The following is an 18,192-nucleotide window of genomic DNA, read 5'->3' as shown; positions in this document are numbered from 1 at the left end:
GTCGTAGTGAAATGACAACACAAACGTATTTTTATATTGAAAAATACTACAACTCAGTAAGAAGGCATGGCACCCTAGGGTATAAAAGTCCCATGCAGTACGAACAAGTTAATTAAACCCCGTGTCTACTTTATCGGGGTCAGATCACGCGGCTGATCGCTGACGGCTGAAAGCTGATAGCTCTGTGTTGGGTTTCGCTGTGCTCTACCCAACCTACGCCAGATCCTCAAACTTTTCCCTTTCTAACTTGCAACTTTACTCTCGCAAACTTGCTTCCCCTACCTTGTTATGCGATAAAGCGTTTTATATTTGTAATACAATTAAGGTTTGCTGTGTCTCGTAAGAAAACGACCAAGTCAAAAGGTTCTTCAGGTTTAAATCGTAAAAATAGTGAAGCATTTATTGCTAAGTTCTCATCGCATCCAGATACGCATCTATGCCCGTCGGGTTTAATGTATAAAGTGATTGATGATGTTGCAGGAGAATGCATATCAGAGTTCGATACAGTGGTTATTAATCAACGTATTATGCTTGCTGATGGCAGTATTATTGCCGACAGTTATAAAGCGGGTATGCCTGAGGTGTTCGCATTATCCGAAGCTATAGAAGGGTTAAGAGAAGGGTTGCTATTAATGAATATCGGCTCTCGTTATGAATTTGTGATCCCCCCAGAGCTTGCTTGGGGTAAAAAAGGTAACGGTGGCAAAATTGGCGCAAATGCAGTGCTGCATTTTGATGTTCGTTTAATGCGTTTAGCTTAACTCTCTGAGCATAACAGCCTTAGCATAAGTCGACAGAGTATTTAAAACGCGTTAACGTTCACTAATGGTTTACTGAGGAACATTATGGACGCATTTACTTCACGAGTTTACTTTCTTCGCCATGGCGAAATAGCTACGCCTGGAATTCTTTCTGGGCAAATCGATGTCGATTTATCAGAGCTTGGTCATAAGCAAATGCGTCAAGCCTCTGCTGAGCTCATAAATTTAAATGCCATATATAGCTCACCACTAAAGCGTTGCTCAGTCCACGCTGATTATTTAGCAAATCAGCACTCACTGCATGTACAGTATTATAACGCGCTAAAAGAGTTTAATTTTGGTGATTGGGATGGCCAAGACTACCAACAGCTTTGGCAGCAAACGAGTAAGCCTCATATTGGTGATTTTTGGCAACACCCTTGGCAAGTAAAGGTCCCCAATGGTGAATCTATGGCTGATTTTTACGCTCGGGTAGAGGCATGGTGGCACACGTTTTTACAATCACTATGTGAATCTAAGCATGAACAGTCATTGGTAATAAGTCATGCAGGTGTGATTAAACAAATTCTCGCTATTGTTTGTCAGATGCCAAAACAATCAGCCACTCATTTAAATGTTTTTCATCTTCCTTATGCGAGGCTTATTACACTCGATGTATATATAGATGAACAAGGACAAGCTTGGCCTAAAATTGTTTTTTAGCCATCTAGAGCGATATTCATTGAATTATTTACTTAGCCCGCCATAATACTCATATGCTATGGAATGGAGTGAAATTCTCCAGCTGTTCCCGCAACTGTAATCCATCTAAATAATGGTCAGCCAGATACTTAGCACTAACAACTAATCATCGAGCGGGTCAACTCACATCATTTTCTGGTACTTACCAGTGCTTTCTTGTGCGTTGCGATTGCTCGTCAAGAGAGAATAAGCTTGCAACAAAATAGCCATAGCGCTGCACCATTAATATCAGTGTCTGATTTAAGTTGGGGTACTGCGAATAAAACCATACTTGAATCAATTAACCTTGAGTTAAAAGCAGGGCAGTTTATCGGTCTACTTGGCCCTAATGGGGCTGGTAAATCAAGTCTGCTACGTTGTCTTTATCGTTACTTGAAACCTCAGCAAGGGGTTGTTTTGCTAAGCGGTCAAGATATTTGGCAAATCAGTGCTGATGAATATGCAAAGCAGGTTGCAGTGGTTTTGCAAGAGTCTCCATCGCAGTTTAATTTGTCTTTGTTCGATGTAGTGAGTTTAGGATTAACACCTCATAAGCGACTTTTCAGCGGCACGTCTGCCAATGATAAGCAACGAATATATCAGGCGATAGAGCAGGTTGGTTTGTCTCATCATAGTGAGCAAGCATTTGATTCGCTCTCTGGTGGTGAAAAGCAAAGAGCGCTTATTGCACGTTCTATCGTACAACAACCTAAGTTGCTCATCATGGATGAGCCTACCAGTCACCTTGATGTTAAATACCAAATTCAAATAATGGAATTAGCAAAGTCCCTCGATGTGACAGTGCTTGCCTCTTTCCATGATTTAAATCTCGCAGCGAGTTTATGTGATGAATTATTGGTGATTGATGAAGGGCGTTTGGTTTGTCAGGGGCAACCAAAAGCGGTGCTAACTGAGCAGCTGTTGAGTGATGTATTTGGTGTCTGTGCAGCGGTATCTGCTCACCCTCAATCAAGCACTGATAAGTTTATTCCGCACATCACTTATTTTTATGGCTATCAGACACAGGAGCATCAACATGACTGATGCAATGCGTTTAAGTATCTGTGTTGTCGTAGGGCTTATTAGTTGTTTTTTAGCATTGAGCTTTGGTGCTGCAAATACGCCACTGAGTGATGTTTTTAATGGTTTGTTTAGCCAAGGTAGCGATGAATTTGTGCAGCGTATTATTTGGCAGTTACGTATGCCCAGAACAATGCTGGCATTTTTAGCAGGTTCTGGGCTGGCTCTTGCAGGATTAATTTTGCAGACCGTAACCCGAAACCCGCTTGCTGACCCTTACTTGTTTGGTATTTCTTCTGGGGCTTCATTTGGTGTGGTGTGCTTTATAGCCCTAACCGGTGTGAGTTTTGGCTTTAGTATGTCAGTTGCAGCATTTGCCGGAAGCTTACTTTCTATGCTGTTGCTTATTGCTATTGCAGGGCGTCGCCATGTTGGCCAAGTTGAAGCCATGTTACTCGCTGGTGTTGCTTTATCTTTCTTATTTAGTGCTCTGACTAGTCTGCTGCTTTATTTTAGCGATCCACAAGCCATCACCGCTATCTTGTTTTGGACGATGGGCAGTTTTTCTCGTGCTCAGTGGGGCACTCTTTGGCTGCCGTTTGCAGTTATTATTGCCTGTATGACTTTGATGATTGCATTTCGTCGTCAGCTAAATGCGATGCTGCTTGGTGATGAAAGTGCAGCGACTTTGGGGATTCATGTACAACGCTTTCGGATCATGATGCTACTGCTAAGTTCATTAATAACAGCGGTGCTTGTTGCTATGTGTGGTGGCGTTGGCTTTGTCGGCCTGATGATCCCACATATTGTGCGCTACTTTTCGCCGCAAGGCAGCAGCCATAACTTAGTTATGACCTCCTTGGTCGGTGGCATTTTTATGGTGTGGGTCGATGTGTTATGCCGAACCCTATTGAATAACCAAGAACTACCTGTTGGTGTGATCACAGCCGCTATCGGTAGTGTGTTCTTTTTATTCTTACTTTATTTTCGTAAACAGAGCAGGTAGCGAATGTTTAATATCATGCCTATTGATCAGCAATTTTCAGCTGTAATTCAACAAAAAATAGACCTTAAAACAAAGCCGCTAGGCGCTTTAGGTCAGCTTGAAAGTTGTGCCAAACAATTAACGCTTATTTTTTCAAAGCAGCTTGATAGTGAGCAGGCGCTAGTTGCCTTTAAACCGGTTATTTCAAACCCTTCTCTAGTTGTATTTGCAGGCGATCATGGTGTGGCAAGCCAAGGCGTGTCAATTGCTCCTAGCAGCGTTACATCACAAATGGTGGCAAACTTTGCAGCAGGAGGCGCAGCTGTCAACGTGTTTTGTCGTCAGTTGGGCTGGCAGCTGGAAGTTGTGGATGCAGGAACTCTCAATACTTCACACGATAAAAGTGTGCATAACCAGCGTTTAGGTGAAATCACTGCACCACTGAATACTGAAATGGCTATGTCTCTTAATCAGGTTAAAAAAGGGTTTGCATTAGCCAAGCAGCGAGTTCATTCACTCTATGAGCAAGGTTGTAATACCATCGCCTTTGGTGAGATGGGTATTGGCAATACCACAAGTGCTGCGGCATTAATGGCTGCCTTGTTGTCGTTACCTGCCAGCCAATGTGTTGGTAAAGGCACAGGTGTGAGTGACGAGGTTGTTGCTAAAAAAATCAAGGTTGTCGAGCAAGCCCTTCAATTACATAAAGCTCACTTTGATGAGCCACTAATGACGCTCGCTGCATTAGGCGGTTTTGAAATTGTACAGATCACCGGTGCCATTTTAGCTGCTGCCGAGCTTGGTATAGCGGTGATCGTGGATGGCTTTATTTGTACCGCAGCGGCGCTTGTTGCAACTCGCATTAATGCAAACGCTCGCGATTATATGTTATTTGCTCATGCCTCAGATGAGCAAGGGCATAAAGCAATGCTCAATGCCTTGCACGCATCGCCTTTATTGCAGCTTGATTTAAGATTAGGAGAGGGCACCGGGGCTGCGCTTGCCTTACCTTTACTGCAAGCATCTTTGGCATTTTACAATGACATGGCAAGTTTTGCCGATGCCAATGTTGAGCAAGTTGTCTGATATGAGCGCTGAACAACACACTTCTGACTCTACCCCAAGTCAGCTTCAACTATTTTTACTGGCGCTTAGTTTTTTAACGCGGATACCCGTTAAATTAAACTTTGCAGTATCGAGTCAGGCACTCAATCAGGCCAGCCGCTATTTTGCATTGGTCGGTGTAATATTAGGTGTACTTTTAGCGCTGATCTTTTTACTGCTAAGTTGGTTATTCCCTGCAGCCATTGCAGTCGCGTTAGTTATGGCGTTTAGCTTGATAATCACAGGGGCATTTCATGAAGATGGCCTTGCAGATGTCTGGGATGGCTTTGGTGGTGGTTGGCAAGTAGCAGATAAGCTGAGCATTATGAAAGATAGTCGCTTAGGTACCTATGGTGCTGCGGCGCTTGTGATGGCCTTATTAATTAAGTACCAAACACTCGTCGCACTTAGTGAAGTAACCAGTACTGTGATTATTGCACTTGTTTTAGGGCAAAGCTTAAGTCGGGTTGTAGCAACAAGTTTAATTGCAGACATGGACTATGTAAGTCAGGACGCCACATCTAAAGTAAAACCCATTGCGATGCATTTAAGCACGCAGAGTTATCAAATACTGCTAGCAACTGGCGGTGCGGTGTTAGCAATTGCATGGTTGTTTTTTGGCTTTACTTTAGGGCAATTATTAATACTCATCAGTGTGCTTTGTGTTACTCGCTTACTATTAAAGCGCTGGTTTGAAAAACAGTTATCTGGCTACACCGGCGATTGCTTAGGGGCAGCCCAGCAAGTATCTGAGCTTGTTACTTACCTTTGCTTGGTGAGTTTATTATGAGCCAACAACATACTTTAATTTTAGGCGGTGCTCGCAGCGGTAAAAGCCGTTTTGCTGAGCAGCTGGCAACAGATTCAAACAAGCCGCTTATCTATATTGCCACAGCCAATGCGGGTGATGAAGAAATGACAGCCCGAATTAATAGGCATCAAGCAGAGCGCGCTAAGCATTGGCAGCTTGTCGAAGAGCCTTTGTATTTGGCTAAAGCACTACAACAATATAGCCATGCTGAAAACTGTATTTTAGTGGACTGTTTAACCCTATGGTTGAGTAATTGCTTATGCCAGCAGGGTGAAGCATTTTGGCTTGAGCAAAAAGCGGACTTACTCGATGTGCTATCTCAATTGCCGGGTGAGGTGATTTTTGTCAGCAATGAAGTGGGTCATGGTATTGTGCCGCTGGGTGAATTAAGCCGTCAGTTTGTTGATCATTCAGGTTGGTTGCATCAAGCCTTAGCACAGCAAGTTGCACGTGTTGAGTTTGTGATTGCAGGTCTTGCACAAACCTTAAAAAGAGAACAATGATGAAAACAATAATGGTGCAAGGCACGACCTCAGATGCAGGTAAAAGTACTCTTGTAGCAGCACTTTGCCGGATCTTTGCTAATCGAGGCATTAAGGTTGCGCCTTTTAAGCCACAAAATATGGCGTTAAATAGCGCCGTAACCGAAGATGGTGGCGAAATAGGTCGCGCACAAGCTTTGCAAGCAGTAGCGGCAAAAGTCCCCGCAGAAGTCGATTTTAACCCTATCTTATTAAAACCTAATAGCGATACCGGAGCGCAGGTAATCGTTCATGGTAAAGCGCTTTCGAATATGGAAGCGGGCAGTTATCACGACTACAAAAAAGTGGCGATGGATGCAGTTCTTACTTCGCAGCAGCGTTTAAGTGAACGTTTTGAATTACTGGTTGTTGAAGGTGCAGGGAGCCCAGCAGAAATTAACCTGCGCGAAAACGACATTGCTAATATGGGTTACGCTGAGGCGGTTGATTGCCCGGTGATCATCATTGCCGATATCGATAAAGGCGGCGTGTTTGCTCATTTAGTCGGAACGTTAGCCTTGTTGTCTGAGTCGGAGCAAGCGCGCGTTAAAGGCTTTGTGATTAACCGTTTTCGTGGTGATATTGCGTTATTGCAAGGAGGCCTTGATTGGTTAGAGCAATACACCAATAAGCCAGTGCTTGGGGTGTTACCTTATTTACATGACTTAGCACTCGATGCAGAAGATGCCGTTGCTATAACTAATCAGGTAGATAAACCGCAATTACGCATAGCCGTGTTGCTACTTCCTCATATTAGTAATCACACAGACTTCGATGCACTGCGATTACAACCAGAAATTGATTTACAGTATGTACGTCATACCCAGGCTATTCCAAGTGTTGATCTGATTATTATTCCGGGCAGTAAAAATGTACTCGGTGATTTAGCGTTTTTAAAAAATGAAGGCTGGCATAAACAAATAACACGTCATCTACGCTATGGCGGTAAAGTGCTGGGAGTATGTGGTGGGCTGCAGATGCTAGGCAACTACCTTACTGATCCACATGCTGTGGAATCTAATTTAGGCAGCGCAGCAGGGCTTGGGCTTGCTGACTTTGAAACGCAATTAGGGCAACAAAAAGTACTAAGCCAAGTCTCTGGTACTCTTCATTTAAACAATAGCGATAAAGCAATATCTGGTTATGAAATTCACGCCGGGATTAGTCAAGGGCCGGCACTTGAAAAGCCATTTTTGAGTTTTAATGAACACCCAAGTGGATTCAAAGTAGATGGTTTTATTAGTGATGATAACCAAGTAGCAGGTACTTACTTACATGGCTTGTTCGATACCCCTGAAGGCGTATCTGAGCTAATAACTTGGCTTGCAGCAAATAGCCAAATTAAGCCAATTGATATTAACTTAAACCGTGAACAGCAGTTAAGCCGTTTAGCTAGTATAGTAGCAGAGAATCTCGATATTGAACAAATCATCAATATTTATGAGAACTTCAATTTAGAGACATAAGGAACAACAATGAGCGAACAGAATCAAGATAAGCACCAACAACGCCAGCAAAAAGTAAAACAAAAAGTCGACGAACGGATTGCTGCTGCACAAAAAGAGCAGGGTATTTTTCAGGTTATAACTGGCAACGGTAAAGGGAAATCGACTTCTGGGTTTGGTACTGTTGCACGTGCGGTAGGTCACGGAATGAAAGCAGCTGTGTGTCAGTTTATTAAAGGCACATGGGAGTGCGGTGAACGCAACCTACTGGAAAAAGCAGGAGTTGAATTTGTTATTATGAACACCGGTTTTACTTGGGAAACACAAAATAAAGAGTCAGATACTGCTGCTGCGCAAGTGACATGGCAAGAAGCAAAAAGAATGCTGAAAGATGAGTCGATTAACCTCGTTATGCTAGATGAAATAACCTATATGATCACCTACGGCTATATTGATTTAGACGAAGTGCTAGAAGCCGTTAGCTCTCGCCCTGCTATGCAATCAGTGATTATTACAGGTCGTGGTGCGCACCGTAAACTAACCGACTTAGCTGATACAGTCAGTGAAGTCAGAAACGTAAAACACGCTTTTGATGCAGGAATAAAAGCACAAAAAGGGTTCGATTATTAACATGAGAACCATTAAGTTTGCACTCGTAAGTGTTTTATTTTATTTACCAACATTGGCTCAGGCTAATGAAATAAAAGAGCCTCAACGTATTGTTGCCTTAGCCCCACATATCGTTGAAAACCTGTTTGCGATTGGTGCTGGAGAGCGCATTGTGGGTACTGTTGACTATGCAGACTTTCCTCAGCAAGCGAATGATATCGAACGGGTAGGTGGCTATTACGGAATTAACATGGAAAAGCTGTTGTCGTTAAAACCAGACCTAGTTCTGGCTTGGAAAACGGGTAACAAAGCTGAAGATCTCGCTTACATTGAAAAGTTAGGTATTCCGGTAGCGTACAGCAATCCAAATCAGGTTGATAATGTGGCAGATGAACTACGTAAACTAGGCACGCTTACGCATTTGCAAACCAAGGCAAATAAAGTAGCCAAACAGTTTGAAACTAAACTCAACGCTATTCGTACAGCGCAAGAAGGCAAACCTAAAGTGTCGGTGTTTTATCAATTATGGCCTGAGCCAATGATGACAGTTGGCGGAAATACTTGGATCAATCAGCTATTAACTATTTGTCATGCGGATAATGTGTTTGCTAATAGTGATACAGACTACCCGCGCATTAGTATTGAAAATGTATTGGTTGCCAATCCAGAGGTCGTGATTATTCCAGATGAAAAATCGAAAAAGCCTCAGCCTAAAATTGATTGGCGACAATGGCCTGAATTACCAGCGGTGCAGCATAACCAGTTTATTAGTGTAAACGCAGACTTATTGCACCGTTTTACAATCCGTATGCTTGATGGTTTGACCGACATGTGTGGTAAAATAGACGTTTCTCGTCAGCAAATACAGGCTTCAAAATGAACGATTGGCAAACATTTCTAGATACTGAGCTTGCTAAGCCCTACATGCAAGAAACCTTACAATATGTGGCCGATAGACGCGCAGCAGGCGTTACCGTTTATCCCAAAGACGAACAGGTATTCTCAGCTTTTGATGCTACCCCTTTGAATGAAGTTAAGGTGGTTATTTTAGGGCAAGATCCTTACCACGGAGAAGGGCAAGCCCATGGCTTGTGCTTTTCGGTATTACCAGAAGTTAAAAAGCTGCCCCCGTCTTTGAAGAATATGTACAAAGAGTTGGCTACTGATATAGAAGGTTTTGAGATACCTCATCATGGCTATTTGCAAAGCTGGGCCGAACAAGGCGTGTTCTTACTCAACACAGTATTAACGGTTGAGCAAGGGCAAGCTCATTCTCATAAGCATCTTGGCTGGGAAAAGTTTACTGATGCAGTAATTGCGCTTATCAATCAGCACTGTGACGGTGTGGTGTTTGTGTTATGGGGCGCACATGCTCAGAAAAAAGGTAAACACATTGATACCTCGCGTCATCATGTGATCCAAGGCCCGCATCCATCACCGCTTTCTGCACATCGTGGCTTTTTTGGTTGTCAGCATTTTTCAAAGACAAACCAGCTGCTTACTGATCAAAATAAAGCACCAGTAAATTGGTCGTTGCCGCAAATGCAAAAGGCCCTTACGGGCCTTTAATTAAAAGTCTAATTCATCAAGCTCAACGCTGTCTGTGAAATAGTCTAACTCCTGTAGTTCTTTGCGAAGTCTATGCTTGTCTTTCAACGCTTCGATTTCGCGCCATTTTCTCTTTTTATTTTTTGTAGAGGTCTTTTTTGTTGTACTAGGACCTTCTAATATTTCTAAAATATCGTCTAGGCTATCCATGAACTTCTCCTATTGATTTTTTGAACCTCGGAAATACCTATACCACAGGCTGCTCAAAAATAGAATAAAAAAGTGACAATACTGTTACAGAACTGTGATTGATAGATGAATAGATCAAAGAAGGTGGTTTTTTAGAAACAAAAACGCCACCTAGCGGTGGCGTTTTAAAAAATACTGTAATTTAAATTACATTGCTTTAAAGCGTGCTTCTAATTCAAGCTGTGCTTGAGCAAAAGAACGAATACCCTCAGCAAGTTTTTCTGTTGCCATAGCATCTTGGTTATGTAACCAGCGGAATTGGCCTTCAGTTAGTGGTGCTGGTTTTTCTTCAACAGTAAAGTCGCTCTCTAGTATGTACTCTTGTGCATCCGTTAATTGGCCTAACTCTTCTAAAAGAGCAGGGCTAATCGTTAACTTATCACAGCCAGTCAGTGCGATGATCTCGCCTGTGTTACGGAAGCTTGCGCCCATAACAACCGTTTTGTAATCGTGGCGTTTGTAAAATTCGTAAATGCTACGTACAGATTGCACACCTGGATCGTTTAGCGGATCTGTTGGTTTTTCCATGCCGCTAGCAACGTGCCAGTCTAAGATACGGCCAACGAATGGTGAAATTAAAAATACGTTCGCATCGGCACATGCGCGAGCTTGTGCTTCAGAGAATAACAGCGTTAAGTTACACTTAGTGCCTTCTTTTTCAAGCTGTTCTGCAGCTTTGATGCCTTCCCAAGTTGATGCAACTTTGATAAGGATTTTATCTTTGCTAACGCCTTCTTTTTCGTAAAGGCTCAGTAACGTATGTGCTTTGTCGATAGTCGCTTGGGTATCAAATGATAAACGTGCGTCTACTTCTGTAGAGATATAACCAGGTACGATTTCGCTAATTTCTTTACCAATTAATACAGCAAAGTAATCACATGCTAACTCAAGTTGTTTAGCTGCATCTTGCTCGGTTTCTTTGGCATATTGCCACGCTTTATCTAAATAAGGCTTATACGCTTCAATTTCACTGGCTTTTAAAAGTAGAGATGGGTTTGTTGTTGCATCTTCTGGTTGGTGCTTTTTGATAGCTTCAATATCACCTGTATCTGCAACAATAGATGAATGCTGTTTAAGCCTTTGTAGTGCTGAAGTCATTTGCTTTCCTCATTCCAAGCAAGTTAAAAGAAAATCCATTATAGCGGCCTTTATGCTGCAACACTATGACAGTGTTTAATAGGTCAAATGTCCTTAATACAGAAAACTAGAACATTATGTATGAAAAGAGCAGCGGATAAAGGCAGGACGAAACAAAACGTGCATTTTGATTCAATTAATGTTGAAATTGACATCAAACAAATTACAAGTCAATAGCTAAGTATGATCACTGTTATTTCACCTGCAAAAAATTTAGATTACGAAACACCAGCCACGACCGATAAATTCACTCAACCTGAATTACTCGAGCACAGCGAAGAGTTAATGTCAGTTTGCCGTGATTTAACACCAGCGCAAATTGGTAGCCTAATGAAAATCAGCGATAAACTAGCTGGTTTGAATGCGGCACGTTTCGCCGAGTGGTCACAGCCATTTACGCAAGACAATGCAAAACAAGCCGTGCTAGCCTTTAATGGTGATGTATACGGTGGCTTAGATGCGCAAACGCTAAGCGATGCTGATCTTGATTACGCACAGTCGCACTTACGTATTTTGTCTGGTCTTTATGGTGTGCTTAAACCATTAGATTTAATGCAAGCTTACCGCCTTGAAATGGGTACTAAGTTAGAAAACCCACGCGGTAAAAACTTATATGAGTTTTGGGGCAGTGTTATCGCCGAAAAGCTAAATACAGTGCTTGCTGAGCAAGATAGCAAATACTTGGTAAACCTTGCTTCGAATGAGTATTTTAAAGCGGTTGATAAAAAAGCATTAAATGCACAAATCATCACCCCACATTTTAAAGACTGTAAAAACGGCCAATATAAAGTGATCAGCTTTTATGCGAAAAAAGCCCGCGGCATGATGGCGCGTTACATCATTGAAAATAAAATCACCCAATTAAGTGATTTAAAAGATTTTACTGTTGCTGGTTATTACTTTAGCAGCGATGCAACAGCAAAAGAATTAGAGCCTGTTTTCTTACGAGAAGAGCAGAACTAAACTTTTAGTAAAATGAATTAAAACAGCCGTGCTAAGCACGGCTTTTTTGTGCTTGTATGAAACTGGCGCTTATTTTGCAAAACACCTTTTATGTTTCTTAATGTATCAGGTAGTCGCATGTTAAAAATACCAACCGTCGGTGAAGCCGAAAAACTTATAGAAGAAAAGCTCGGTGGCTGGGTTGATATCATCATAAGCCATATCCCTAACTTTATTGTTGCAGTAATCATTACTATCGTGTTTTCACTGCTGGCGCGTATCGTTGGCTCAATGCTTAGAAAGCTATTACGCCGCTCGTTAGAGTCTTCGCAAATCGCAGACTTAATGTCATCGATAGTAAAAGTCATCGTGTTATGCGTAGGCTTATTTGTAGCCCTTGATTTCTTGGGCCTCAGAGGCACGGTCACCTCATTACTAGCTGGTGCGGGTATCGTAGGCCTTGCAATTGGTTTTGCCTTTCAGGACATGACAGAGAACCTTATAGCGGGTATTGCTATGGGTATTCGCAAACCATTTAAAACAGGGGATGTAATTCGCACTGAAAGCGTGTTTGGTACTGTACGGGCGATTAACCTTAGAAACACCCTCATTGAGAACTTTTATGGGCAACTTATCTTAGTGCCTAACAAGATTCTATTTAGAAATATACTCAGTAACTACAGTACCTTAGGTGTGCGTCGTATCGAAGTGCCAGTGGGAATTTCGTATGCAGATGACCCCGAGCAAGCTGCTGAGGTGATTGTTAAAAAAATCAATGAGTTTGATTTTGTGATCAAACAAGAAGAAACCGCAGTTTACGCCGAAAGCTTTGGTGATAGCAGCGTTAACTTACTAGTTTGGTTTTGGATTAAATACCCCGGCGAAGCGGATTTCATGACCGTTCGCCACAAGGCTGTTGTGGCAGTTAGAAACGCCCTAAGCGAAGCTGACATGACCATCCCATTCCCAATCCGCACGTTAGATTTTGGCATCAAAGGCGGCGAGAAATTAAATGCCATGATAAGCGAAAAGCAACAGAGTAAAGACGCGGAACCACAAGCGACTGATGAGTAAAATTTACTGACTCATCGGCGTGATTTACACAGGGAAGTGTGGTTGAGGTGGAGTTCATTCGCAAAGAAAGTGATTAGTAATTAAAGTAAAGTTATTTGTTATTTCTCATATAATACTCAAACTCCTCTCTACTTATATTAGCTATTGAAAAGTTTGGTATAACTTGCTTTGTTGCAGGTATAGCTCTCGTTTCCGGAGGGAAATGCCAAATATTAAAGTCATTGTTCGGCATTGTATCGTATGCAAGAGAATCCCAACCTAGAATACTTGCCATTTTACTTATAGCTATTTTCTTAGCTAGCTGCATTTGTGCCGAAGGATTAAAAAACAATTGATAACTACTGTTAACTGCGCCAGTTAATATGTCTACTGTTTGTAAGCCCCAATGATATTTAGAATCTTCCATTGCAACATGATGTACTTTTGAAGATGTTGGCAGCTTCGCTAACATATGATTTGTTACTATCTGCATTACTTCATTTTGTTTTGAATAAGAGCTAGATTTTTGATCTGCAAAAACAGTTATTTTTGCATTTTTCGAACGGCTACTCTCACGGATGAGGAAATCATAAGTCGTGTAAAAAGCTGTCTCCTCATTGCTATGCCACTTTCTATATGGTTGCTTATATACTGCTATAGCATGAAATGAAACAGGACTGGTTAATATGAATCTCAGTATATCTATACATAAATTTATCTGACCAGCACTTTTCCTAACTTTTTCCCATTTTATTTCACCTTGTAGACCACTTTTATCGTAAATGTCAGAAATTTTTTGATTGAATTCAGCGAAGTAGTGCTTGGGAATGGCAATTATACCTATCGTGTAGCAGGGACATCCTTTTGAGGTTCCACTTTCATCGGCAAATGCAAATATTTCATCCATGACTCAAATACCTTTTGACTCTCAATAATTTGGTTGTTCATAAATTGTACAAATGAATAATAAAACATTTTTAACAAATTAACTAAGGAATTACTACCGGAAAGTTATCTTCGTAGCTGATGTTCGCGCGAAATGAATTTTACGCCTAGGGTGAGCCGTATCTGACTTAGCGCTTAAAATTTACGGTTTAAAGCTTTTAATTAACGTGCTGGTTTTTGCTTTGCTTCAAATTTTAACCCACAGGCTATTCCCCCTAAGTAAGGGGGTTACATTTTAAGTGGACACCTGTTGCGCAACACGCTACACTTTGGCAATGATCAAGACATTCAAACATAAAGGCTTGAAAAAGTTCTTCGAGACTGGAAGCAAAGCAGGGATTCAAGCCAAACACGAGCGCCGTTTGAGAATGCAACTAGCCGCTATAGATACCGCTTCGATTATTGAAGATATCGATTTACCTGGGTTTAAGTTGCATCCATTAAAAGGCAATCGTGATGGTGTTTGGTCAATAACTGTAAATGGTAATTGGCGAGTAACATTTGAATTTAAAGATGGTAACGCCTACATATTAAACTACGAGGATTATCACTAATGACTATGCATAATCCACCGCATCCGGGTGAATTTATTTCCGATGTATATATGGAGCCTTTCGGTTACAGCTGTAGATTTGTCGCGAAACAATTGGATGTCTCACCTTCAACTCTTAACAGAGTCCTTAAGGGGCAGAGCTCAATTACTCCTGAAATGGCATTAAGATTATCTAAGGCTTTGGGTAGAAGCCCTGAAAGTTGGCTATCGATGCAGGATAATTACGATCTTTGGCAAGCTAAACAAAATGTTAACCTAACCAAGGTACACCCTATTAGTTTTGCAGTAGCGTAATGAGAATAATCACAAGCTTGCTGCTACTTTGGCTGTTCACCTGAAATTTCTTGTGTGTTATTTATAAGAAATAAGCCATCGCGCAAAATAAATTTCACGCCTACGGTAAGCTATTTATGGCTTAGGGCTTGAAATTTACGGTTTAAAGCTGTGTTCCCGTGTTGGGTTTCGCTGCGCTCAAACCAACCTACCTTAAAGTTTTGTCCTACAAAAAAAGCGCAAGCAGTTTAACTGGTTGCGCTTTTTTATTTATTCGGTATACCAATGATTAGTGAAGGATACGTGCTCTGATAGTCCCTTCAACAGCACTTAGCTCTTTAAGAGCGACTTCTGATTGGTCTGTATCTACATCAATTACTACGTAACCAATTGATTCATCAGTTTGTAAGTACTGGGCTGCGATATTAATGCCGTGCTGTGCAAACGCTTGGTTAATTTGCGTTAGAACACCTGGGCGGTTGTGGTGTACGTGTAATAAGCGGCTGCGGTTTGCAAGTTCAGGCAGTGACACTTCAGGGAAGTTAACCGCCGTAATGGTTGAACCATTATCTGAGTACTTAGCAAGTTTGCCCGCTACTTCAATACCGATATTTTCTTGTGCTTCTTGTGTTGAACCACCAATATGCGGAGTCAAAATCACGTTATCGAACTCGCGTAGCGGTGATACGAACTCTTCATCATTTGATTTTGGTTCTACAGGGAACACGTCGATTGCAGCGCCGCTCAGCTTTTTATCACGCAGTGATTCTGCTAGAGCGTCAATATCAACAACAGTGCCGCGAGAAGCATTGATCAAGATTGCGCCTTGCTTCATTACTTCAAGCTCAGCCATACCAATTAGGTTCTTCGTTTGTGGTGTTTCTGGTACGTGTAAGCTAATAACGTCAGCACGTTGTAGTAACTGAGTTAGGTTATGAACTTGCGTTGCATTACCCAGTGTTAGCTTGTCTTCGATATCGTAAAACTCAACGTTCATGCCGATATTTTCAGCCATGATACCTAGCTGTGTACCAATGTGGCCGTAACCAATAATACCTAAGGTTTTACCACGTGCTTCAAATGAACCGTTGGCTGATTTTAACCAACCACCGCGGTGTGCTAGGGCATTACGCTCTGGAATACCACGAAGCAGTAATAAGATTTCACCAAGTACTAATTCTGCAACAGAGCGGGTGTTTGAAAATGGTGCGTTAAATACCGCAATACCACGTTCACGAGCACCTTGCAGGTCGACTTGGTTAGTACCGATACAGAAGCAGCCGATTGCGACTAGCTTTTCAGCTGCTTCTAATACCGCTTCATTAATATGAGTGCGAGAACGAAGGCCTACAAAGTGCACATCTTTAATGCGCTCAATGAGCTCGTCTTCAGGTAAGGATGTTTTTACGTAATCAATATTACTGTAGCCATTACGCTTAAGCGTTTCTACAGCACTTTGGTGCACGCCTTCCAGCAAGAGAATTTTAATTTTGTCTTTTGCTAACGATACCTTACTCATATCCTCATTCCTATTTACTTTATTTGCGGCCCGTTTTTGGTGCCGATAATGACTTTATCTGCGCCGCGATGGGCAAATAAGCCGTTTGTTACTACACCAACAATCTGGTTGATTGTTAGTTCTAATTCTTTGGCGTTGCTGATATCTAAATTGTGCACGTCTAAAATGACGTTACCGTTATCTGTTACAACACCTTCACGGTAAACAGGGTCACCGCCTAGTTTTACTAGTTCACGCGCTACATAGCTGCGTGCCATAGGGATCACTTCAACCGGTAGTGGAAATGCGCCTAATGTTGTAACTTCTTTAGATTCATCAACAATACAAACAAATTGTTTTGCTACCGCTGAAACGATTTTCTCGCGTGTCAGGGCTGCACCACCGCCTTTGATCATCTCATTGTGTGGGTTGATTTCGTCTGCGCCATCAACATACACATCAAGGCTTGATACATCGTTTAGTTCGAATACTTCAATACCCAGTGCTTTTAACTTTTCAGTTGAAGCCTCAGAGCTTGAAACCGCACCAGTAATGGTGTCTTTTACTGTATCAAGTGCATCAATAAAGTGATTCACTGTAGAGCCTGTACCTACACCAACAATGGTATTTTCATTTACAAACTCTAGGGCTGCCCAGGCAGCGGCTTTTTTTAATTCATCTTGCGTCATAATTATGTGCTCAGTTAGCTGTCAGAGAGGGCCTATAGTATACAAACAGTTTGCTTACCATTGGTAGATTTTCTCTGGGGTTATAATGTGTTTTAACGGTACATCCCACGATTCAATTGGCAATGCTGAAACATGCTGACATTGATGGGCAAGGCCTATCAAAATCGGTTTTTGCCAGTTTTCTTGGTAATACCGAGCCAACGTTTTGTCATAAAACCCACCGCCCATTCCTAAACGGTTACCTTGATCATCAAATGCCACTAATGGCATAAGTAAAATATCAAGCTTGTCTAAAGGACATATTTGACTGCAATTCAACTTGGGCTCCAAGATACCATAGCGGTTTGCAGTCATGGGTGAATTTTCTTCATACCTCTGAAAGTATAAAGTTGTGCCATTAAAGGGGTGAATTATAGGCAGATATAAATGCTGCTCTTGCTTCCATAACTCTTTAATTAACAATGAGGTGTCTAATTCGCCATCATTGCTAAAATAAATGCCGATATGGACATTTTTAGGTGTTTTTAGTGATTTTAAGTGTTGAGTAAAATTCACTTTTAGCGCAATGGCTGCATTTTTTTGTTGTTCAACAGTCAGTGAATTGCGCTTTTTTCGAATAGATTGTCTGATTTCTGCTCGTGTGTTGCTCATGTCAATATTAGTGTTAACTTTCTAAAAAGGAGAAAAGTTCAGGAAAAAGCTCCACTACACCCAAAATGATCAATAACACTATGACCATGGCAATAAGCGAATAGAGTAGGGTGTTTGAGCGTTTTTTAACGGGCTCTGTTAATTCGTCTTCAAGTAGCAAGTCATCTTCTTGCCAGCTATCGTCGCTATCAGCAACGCTGTTATTTTCAGGCTCAGGTAAGCGTTGCTCTAAGTCATCAAGTTTTTCTTCTAGGCGAATAAGGCTACTGGTGATGTAATCGAGGGCATCAAAAATACGTTCTTCACGCTCTTTGGTCTGTGCATCTGTATTGCTTGATTGGTTGCTGGTGGCTGCTTGGTTTATCGGTTGGAGCTTGGCTTTAATGCCAACACTTGCGAGTAATTTTGCTTGTTTTAGTGCTTTATCTTGCTCGCTTGGTGCAAATAATGGCTTATGCTCAAACAGGGTTGCAACTTTGTCTGTTGTTGTTTTTAGTTTTGCAGCTAATTGTTCTGTTGCTTGTGCTTGGTCGACACCGGCTTCAAGCCCTGCAAACATTACGCGAAATTTTTCTGCCATTTGCTGATTATCCAAATCCTTAAATCAATGACTTGAGTATATACCCAAAAAGATTAGTGGAAAAACAAAAGCCCGTATAAAACGGGCTTTTTCTATTA

The 18,192-nt window shown here is 41.7% G+C and carries 23 protein-coding genes and 1 riboswitch; of the genes, 16 read left to right on the top strand and 7 right to left on the bottom strand.

The genetic code is table 11. From position 1 onward, the window contains the following. Positions 1 to 11: 11 nt before the first annotated feature. The 12 genes from IRQ78_RS20840 to ung all read left to right on the top strand — a co-directional run bounded on the left by IRQ78_RS20840 (position 12) and on the right by ung (position 9,545). Complete coding sequence (locus IRQ78_RS20840; RefSeq protein WP_138602026.1) at positions 12 to 116, top strand: IS3 family transposase; 105 nt, start codon at positions 12 to 14, stop codon at positions 114 to 116. A gap of 216 nt (positions 117 to 332) precedes the next feature. Beyond that, positions 333 to 761: an FKBP-type peptidyl-prolyl cis-trans isomerase gene (locus tag IRQ78_RS15480; protein WP_194442630.1), complete on the top strand. Its 429-nt coding sequence runs from the start codon at positions 333 to 335 to the stop codon at positions 759 to 761. 84 nt (positions 762 to 845) lie between these two features. Next, on the top strand, positions 846 to 1,463 hold the full coding sequence (locus tag IRQ78_RS15475; protein WP_194442629.1) for a histidine phosphatase family protein: 618 nt from the start codon (positions 846 to 848) through the stop codon (positions 1,461 to 1,463). A 60-nt stretch (positions 1,464 to 1,523) separates the two neighbouring features. Beyond that, positions 1,524 to 1,591: riboswitch (cobalamin riboswitch) on the top strand. 103 nt (positions 1,592 to 1,694) lie between these two features. Beyond that, positions 1,695 to 2,525 carry an ABC transporter ATP-binding protein gene (locus IRQ78_RS15470; protein WP_194442628.1) on the top strand — a complete coding sequence of 277 codons (831 nt, stop codon included), beginning with the start codon at positions 1,695 to 1,697 and terminating at the stop codon, positions 2,523 to 2,525. Beyond that, complete coding sequence (locus IRQ78_RS15465) at positions 2,518 to 3,507, top strand: FecCD family ABC transporter permease (RefSeq protein WP_166341869.1); 990 nt, start codon at positions 2,518 to 2,520, stop codon at positions 3,505 to 3,507. The genes IRQ78_RS15470 and IRQ78_RS15465 overlap by 8 nt, the downstream gene beginning before the upstream one ends. 3 nt (positions 3,508 to 3,510) lie before the next feature. After that, a complete protein-coding gene (gene cobT, locus IRQ78_RS15460; protein WP_194442626.1) occupies positions 3,511 to 4,572 on the top strand; it encodes a nicotinate-nucleotide--dimethylbenzimidazole phosphoribosyltransferase in 1,062 nt (353 codons plus the stop codon). Continuing rightward, positions 4,526 to 5,380 carry an adenosylcobinamide-GDP ribazoletransferase gene (locus IRQ78_RS15455; RefSeq protein ID WP_228482653.1) on the top strand — a complete coding sequence of 285 codons (855 nt, stop codon included), beginning with the start codon at positions 4,526 to 4,528 and terminating at the stop codon, positions 5,378 to 5,380. The genes cobT and IRQ78_RS15455 overlap by 47 nt, the downstream gene beginning before the upstream one ends. Next, positions 5,377 to 5,904, top strand: a complete 528-nt coding sequence (gene cobU / locus IRQ78_RS15450) for a bifunctional adenosylcobinamide kinase/adenosylcobinamide-phosphate guanylyltransferase (protein WP_194442624.1) — start codon at positions 5,377 to 5,379, stop codon at positions 5,902 to 5,904. Before IRQ78_RS15455 ends, cobU begins: the two co-directional genes overlap by 4 nt. Further along, complete coding sequence (locus IRQ78_RS15445; protein ID WP_194442633.1) at positions 5,904 to 7,388, top strand: cobyric acid synthase; 1,485 nt, start codon at positions 5,904 to 5,906, stop codon at positions 7,386 to 7,388. Before cobU ends, IRQ78_RS15445 begins: the two co-directional genes overlap by 1 nt. A 9-nt stretch (positions 7,389 to 7,397) precedes the next feature. Further along, positions 7,398 to 7,997, top strand: coding sequence for a cob(I)yrinic acid a,c-diamide adenosyltransferase (gene cobO, locus IRQ78_RS15440; RefSeq protein ID WP_194442623.1), 600 nt, complete (start codon positions 7,398 to 7,400; stop codon positions 7,995 to 7,997). A 1-nt stretch (position 7,998) separates the two neighbouring features. Then, positions 7,999 to 8,856: a cobalamin-binding protein gene (locus IRQ78_RS15435; protein WP_194442622.1), complete on the top strand. Its 858-nt coding sequence runs from the start codon at positions 7,999 to 8,001 to the stop codon at positions 8,854 to 8,856. Further along, positions 8,853 to 9,545 (top strand): uracil-DNA glycosylase, encoded by a 693-nt coding sequence (gene ung / locus IRQ78_RS15430; protein WP_138618093.1) that lies wholly within the window; start codon positions 8,853 to 8,855, stop codon positions 9,543 to 9,545. The genes IRQ78_RS15435 and ung overlap by 4 nt, the downstream gene beginning before the upstream one ends. Here ung and IRQ78_RS15425 read toward each other — a convergent pair whose 3' ends face one another. Together IRQ78_RS15425 and tal are read right to left on the bottom strand one after the other, a co-directional pair. Beyond that, positions 9,546 to 9,734, bottom strand: a complete 189-nt coding sequence (locus IRQ78_RS15425) for a DUF3545 family protein (RefSeq protein WP_054554247.1) — start codon at positions 9,732 to 9,734, stop codon at positions 9,546 to 9,548. Positions 9,735 to 9,920: 186 nt separating this feature from the next. Then, on the bottom strand, positions 9,921 to 10,871 hold the full coding sequence (gene tal / locus IRQ78_RS15420; RefSeq protein ID WP_194442621.1) for a transaldolase: 951 nt from the start codon (positions 10,869 to 10,871) through the stop codon (positions 9,921 to 9,923). A gap of 222 nt (positions 10,872 to 11,093) precedes the next feature. Between tal and yaaA the strand changes: the two genes are divergently transcribed. Beyond that, positions 11,094 to 11,873, top strand: a complete 780-nt coding sequence (yaaA, locus tag IRQ78_RS15415; protein WP_062566697.1) for a peroxide stress protein YaaA — start codon at positions 11,094 to 11,096, stop codon at positions 11,871 to 11,873. Positions 11,874 to 11,990: 117 nt separating this feature from the next. Further along, positions 11,991 to 12,926: a mechanosensitive ion channel family protein gene (locus IRQ78_RS15410; protein WP_194442620.1), complete on the top strand. Its 936-nt coding sequence runs from the start codon at positions 11,991 to 11,993 to the stop codon at positions 12,924 to 12,926. A gap of 91 nt (positions 12,927 to 13,017) precedes the next feature. Here IRQ78_RS15410 and IRQ78_RS15405 read toward each other — a convergent pair whose 3' ends face one another. After that, entirely contained in the window at positions 13,018 to 13,812 is a 795-nt protein-coding gene (locus IRQ78_RS15405; RefSeq protein WP_054554251.1) for a DUF3800 domain-containing protein, read from the bottom strand. A gap of 313 nt (positions 13,813 to 14,125) precedes the next feature. On the opposite strand from IRQ78_RS15405, the gene IRQ78_RS15400 reads away from it, so the two are divergent. Both IRQ78_RS15400 and IRQ78_RS15395 read left to right on the top strand, forming a co-directional pair. Continuing rightward, positions 14,126 to 14,404: a type II toxin-antitoxin system RelE/ParE family toxin gene (locus IRQ78_RS15400; RefSeq protein ID WP_054554252.1), complete on the top strand. Its 279-nt coding sequence runs from the start codon at positions 14,126 to 14,128 to the stop codon at positions 14,402 to 14,404. Continuing rightward, positions 14,404 to 14,697: a HigA family addiction module antitoxin gene (locus IRQ78_RS15395; RefSeq protein WP_138618087.1), complete on the top strand. Its 294-nt coding sequence runs from the start codon at positions 14,404 to 14,406 to the stop codon at positions 14,695 to 14,697. The genes IRQ78_RS15400 and IRQ78_RS15395 overlap by 1 nt, the downstream gene beginning before the upstream one ends. A 268-nt stretch (positions 14,698 to 14,965) precedes the next feature. Here the strand turns inward: IRQ78_RS15395 and serA are convergent, their stop codons facing one another. The 4 genes from serA to IRQ78_RS15375 are packed head-to-tail and all read right to left on the bottom strand — an operon-like array spanning position 14,966 to position 18,094. Then, positions 14,966 to 16,195 (bottom strand): phosphoglycerate dehydrogenase, encoded by a 1,230-nt coding sequence (gene serA / locus IRQ78_RS15390; protein ID WP_054554254.1) that lies wholly within the window; start codon positions 16,193 to 16,195, stop codon positions 14,966 to 14,968. A 14-nt stretch (positions 16,196 to 16,209) separates the two neighbouring features. Continuing rightward, positions 16,210 to 16,863 carry a ribose-5-phosphate isomerase RpiA gene (gene rpiA, locus IRQ78_RS15385; RefSeq protein ID WP_054554255.1) on the bottom strand — a complete coding sequence of 218 codons (654 nt, stop codon included), beginning with the start codon at positions 16,861 to 16,863 and terminating at the stop codon, positions 16,210 to 16,212. Between the two features lie 54 nt (positions 16,864 to 16,917). Beyond that, on the bottom strand, positions 16,918 to 17,514 hold the full coding sequence (locus tag IRQ78_RS15380) for a 5-formyltetrahydrofolate cyclo-ligase (RefSeq protein ID WP_054554256.1): 597 nt from the start codon (positions 17,512 to 17,514) through the stop codon (positions 16,918 to 16,920). A gap of 13 nt (positions 17,515 to 17,527) precedes the next feature. Next, entirely contained in the window at positions 17,528 to 18,094 is a 567-nt protein-coding gene (locus IRQ78_RS15375; RefSeq protein WP_194442619.1) for a hypothetical protein, read from the bottom strand. Positions 18,095 to 18,192: the final 98 nt, after the last annotated feature.

The sequence above is a fragment of the Pseudoalteromonas simplex genome (assembly GCF_015278155.1).
Taxonomy (GTDB): Bacteria; Pseudomonadota; Gammaproteobacteria; order Enterobacterales; family Alteromonadaceae; genus Pseudoalteromonas; species Pseudoalteromonas simplex.
This window is presented reverse-complemented; position numbering and strand designations above follow the sequence as displayed.